General features: G+C 71.7%; 4 protein-coding genes. 1 reads left to right on the forward strand and 3 read right to left on the reverse strand.

Features of this window, described 5'->3' with window-relative positions; all coding sequences use genetic code 11:
- Positions 1 to 204: 204 nt before the first annotated feature.
- The 3 genes from Psi01_RS42735 to Psi01_RS42745 are packed head-to-tail and all read right to left on the reverse strand — an operon-like array spanning position 205 to position 2479.
- Positions 205 to 900 carry a class F sortase gene (locus Psi01_RS42735; protein ID WP_204069932.1) on the reverse strand — a complete coding sequence of 232 codons (696 nt, stop codon included), beginning with the start codon at positions 898 to 900 and terminating at the stop codon, positions 205 to 207.
- Complete coding sequence (locus tag Psi01_RS42740) at positions 890 to 1729, reverse strand: hypothetical protein (RefSeq protein ID WP_204069933.1); 840 nt, start codon at positions 1727 to 1729, stop codon at positions 890 to 892. The genes Psi01_RS42735 and Psi01_RS42740 overlap by 11 nt, the downstream gene beginning before the upstream one ends.
- Before the next feature lie 33 nt (positions 1730 to 1762).
- Entirely contained in the window at positions 1763 to 2479 is a 717-nt protein-coding gene (locus Psi01_RS42745) for a hypothetical protein (RefSeq protein WP_204069934.1), read from the reverse strand.
- Between the two features lie 81 nt (positions 2480 to 2560).
- Here Psi01_RS42745 and Psi01_RS42750 point away from each other — a divergent pair.
- Positions 2561 to 4051, forward strand: a 1491-nt coding sequence (locus Psi01_RS42750) for a DNRLRE domain-containing protein (RefSeq protein WP_204069935.1), incomplete at its 3' end; no start/stop codon positions are given.

Consider the following 4051-nt stretch of genomic DNA (forward strand, 5'->3'; position numbering starts at 1 on the left):
CCTCGGCCGCTCCTCCGGTCCTGCTGCCGCCCGTCTGCCTTTGGGGGCGGCGAGGCGCTCAGGTGAGGCCGGGCCCTGGGCCCACCTGCTGCCAGGTGTAGCTATCCCGCAGGGATGCCAGTCGCCCCACCAAGCGGCATAAGCCTGCATCGCGCATCCCCAGCGCGCGGCGGCGAAGGCCTCGATCGATGCCTGGACGTCGGCTTACTTCAGCCGGGCGTAGACGATCATGTTGTCGGTGTAGCTGTGGGCACGGGACTCGAAGTCGCCGTCGCAGGTGATCAGCCGCAGGCCCGGATAGTCCAGCGGGCCATACACCCGGCTGGTCGGGAAGTGCTTTTTGGCCACCGTGGTGATGCGTTCGATGGTGAAGGTGGCCGTGCGGCCGTCTTTGCGGGTGACGGAGATGGCATCGCCGACTTTGAGTTCGCGCAGCCGGGCAAAGACCGCCGGGCCGGTGGTGGTGTCGACATGGCCCAAAATCACCGCCGGGCCGATCTCACCGGGGGTGGGGCCGTGCCGGTACCAGCCGGCCTGCTGGGGCCGGTTCAGCGGCGGCACCTGCACCACACCCTCATCGTCCACGCCGACCGAGATGATCGGCGCCGACAGCTTGATCTTCGGGATCTTCACCCGGACCGGCACCGAGCGCGCCAGCGCCACCGAAGGCGTGGCGTGCGTGGCCGCAGCCTTGTCGGGGGCGTGATCGCGGATGGCCGCGGCAGTGAGCGGCTCCAGCACCGTCGGGGCGGAGGGATTCTCCAGTGCTGGGCTCGCGCTGCCGACCGGGTTGAGCACCCGCACGGCCATGGCCACCGGGATGACCAGCACCGCGATGGCGGCGGTGGTCAGCAGCAGCCAGCTCAGCGGGCGCGCTCGCGGGCTGCGGTCAGTAGCCATGGATGCGCTTGCGGCGGATCTCCCAGCCCAGCCCGGCGGCAAACAGCACCCCGACTCCGAGCCCGGCATAGGGCCACATGCTGGCTGCGGCCAGGGCGCCACCGCCGGTGGGCGCGCCGCCCTTGGGCGTGACGGCCGTTTGCGGAGCAGGCGTGCTCTTCTTCTTTTTCGGCTGAGAGGTGGCGGTCACCGTCACCGTCACGGTCGGGGCCGGCGCGGCCGCGGGCACGCCCCCGGCGGCGCCGCCTGCGCTGACGGTCAGGCTCGCCAGCGGGGCGGCGGCCGGATCGGCGCTGCAGCGGCTTTGCTCGGTGATGCCGTTGCGGGTCAGCACGATGGTGACATCGCCGGGGGTGATGGCTAGCGTGCCGGCCTGGGTGGGGGTGTAGCTGGCCTGCATAGCCGGCAGTTGCAGCGCTTGGCCCTTGCCGATGACGGCTGAATTGGCGGCCGAGCTGGTCTCCAGGCTGACCGGGGCAGAGCCGGTGAGCTTCAGGGTGCCTTTCTGCAGAGCGGTGCCGGCGGCCAGCGCATCGGGGGCCAGCAGGCCGGTGGCCAGGTTCCATTGCACTGTCACCGGCTGGCCGAGCGCAGCAGTGGCCGGGAGGCTGGCCGTCACCTGCGCTGGGATGGCGGCCCCGGTGCCGGCCGGGGCGGTGCAGGTGTAGGTGATGACCGCTTGCTGGATGGCCGCCGCAGAGGCCGCAGGGCTGAGCGTGGGGGAGGGTGCGGGTACCGGCATGGCAGCAGCGGCAAGGGCCGGGCCGGCCCCCACAGTGAAGGCAGCAGCGGCGGCGGTGAGCGTCAGCAGGCAGGCAGGGGTGTTCACGAGAGGTCAGAGCTTCTTTCCAGCGGTGGGAGGTCAGGCGGGCATCTGGTGCGGCGCACCAGCCGGCACACCTGGCCGGGCGGGGCGCCGACGGGTGCGGCCATCAACGAAGACCAGTCCAGCGATCACGGACAGGATCAGCAGCAGCGCCGGGCCGATCAAGGCCAGGCCGATCACCTGATCGGGGCCGGGGGCAGCGAGCGGGGCGCTGTGGGCGACCGGCACCAGGGGAGCCGGCTCAGCTGTGGCGCCAGGGGAGGCCGAGACGCTGGGGACGGCCACCGCCGCACTCGGGTCGGCGGTGGGGAAGATGACCGGCGGCTGCGCCGTGGCCGTCGCCGGGATCGGCGCGCTGACCGCTGGCAGGCCACCACCTGGAGGCGCCGCGGCCACCGGCGGCAGCACCGGCGCAGAGGTCACCACCGCGGCCGGTGCCGGGGGTGCGGTGACGGTGACGGTGGGGGCCGGCTCCGGGGGCGCGGTGACGGTGACGGTCCGGGTGGCGGTCACGGTGATGGTGACGGTGGGCACTGCCGAGGCGGCCGGTGCCGCAGCCGTGGTCGGCTTGGGTTTGGGCGTGGCGCTGCTGGTCGGCTTCGGGCTGAAGGTCGGGGCGATCTCGTCACTTGGCGCGATGCTGAGCGCGGCGGCGGCCATCGCCGCAGGGGCCGGGGCGGGCGCGGCGAGCACCACACCGGTCGCTCCGGCGGCAAGGCTGAGCAGCAGGCGGCGGAAAGGGAGGTGTCTCATGAGCAAATGCGATCGGGAAAGAGGGCGGTGTGCAGGGCGAGGGCGGCAGCGGCGGGAGCGATCGAGCCTTCGTGGCCATCGGTGCTGACCGCACTCCTGGCCGATCCGGCCACCCAGTACCCGGTCGTGGTTGACCCCACCACCACCCTGGGCATGAGCTTCGACATCTACGTGCGCAGCGACCAGGCCGCCTCCACCGGCGGCGACTACCTCAAGGTCGGCTCGCCCAACGGCGGGGTGAGTAAGATGCGCTCGCTCCTGAAGTTCAACGTCGCCTCGCTGGCCGACAAGCACATCACCGCTGCCCAGTTGCGGCTGTGGAGCCAGGACTCGGGCTCGTGTGACCAGAACGGGCCCGGCGTGCTGGTGCGCCGACTGACCGTGCCCTGGGAGCAGACCAGCGTCACTTGGGCCAACCAGCCGGCTTGGACCACCGCCGGGGAGACCGTCGTCAAGACCTCTCCGGGGTATTCCAGCGCCTGCCCGGCCACGCTGATGCGCTTTCCCATCACCGCCATGACCCAGGCCTGGGCCGATGGCGCGGCCAACCACGGCGTGCAGGTGCGCGGGGTCAGCGAAAACGACGTGCGCTCCTATCGCATGTTTCACTCCACCGACTTCGATGTGCCCGGCATCACCCCGAACCCGCCGGTGCTGGTGGCCATCTACAACTCCTATCCCGACACCGCCACTATCAGCACCGACGGGGAAGTCGCCGGCACCGATGACGTCGCCTACACCGGTGCCACCCCGACGCTGTATGCCGCGGCCACCGATGCCGACGGCGGCACCATGCGCCTGGACTTTGAGGTCTCCACCGCCACCGGCACCATCGTGTGGACCGGCAGCAGCGCCGCGGTGAACGCCGGCGCCCAGGCCAGCGTGGCTATCCCGGCCGGGAAGCTGGCCGACGGCCAGGCCTGGCGCTGGCGCGCCCGCGGCTTCGACGGCACCGACTACGGCCCCTGGTCGGCCTACAAATCTCACACCGTTGATGCCCAAGCTCCCGCCGCGCCGGCCATCGACTGCCCGGAGTACCCGGCCGGTGCCTGGAGCGCCACGGCCGATGATGCGGTGACCTGCACCCTGGACACCACCAGCACGGACGGCTCGGGCTATTACTGGGCGCTGGATGACGCCAATCCCACCACGCTGGCGGCTGATTCCAACGGCAAGGGCGGCGACCCGCTGACCGTCACCCTCACCCCCGGCGAGGGCTGGCACACCCTGTATGCCAAGAGCCGCGATGCGGCGCTGCACACCTCGGCGGTGAGCGCTTATGCCTTCGGCGTGGGCCGGGGCCGCCTGCTCAAGCCCGCCGATGAAGAGCGCACCCAGCAGGCCGTGCCGCTGGTGGCGGCCGCGCCCAGTGCCCGCACCGGCGTGCGCTACGAATACCGCGCCGATGCCACAGGTGCTTGGGCGCCGCTTCCGCTCGCGCACGTCACTCCCGCTGGCTCGGCTACCCCGATCGCCAGTTGGCCGCAGACCCGCACCGACACCGGTGCCGACTTTGCCGAGCTGAGCTGGAACCTCGCCGCCACCATGACCGCGATCGGCCGCAGGGACGGT

The organism is Paraplanobispora siamensis (assembly GCF_016863175.1).
GTDB classification, from domain to species: domain Bacteria; phylum Actinomycetota; class Actinomycetes; order Streptosporangiales; family Streptosporangiaceae; genus Planobispora; species Planobispora siamensis.

What these genes read in the sequence shown, in the direction of transcription:
- Psi01_RS42745 (WP_204069934.1), bottom strand. Translation starts at nt 2,479, where the DNA reads ATGAGACACCTCCCTTTCCGCCGCCTGCTGCTCAGCCTTGCCGCCGGA.
- Psi01_RS42735 (WP_204069932.1), bottom strand. Translation starts at nt 900, where the DNA reads ATGGCTACTGACCGCAGCCCGCGAGCGCGCCCGCTGAGCTGGCTGCTG.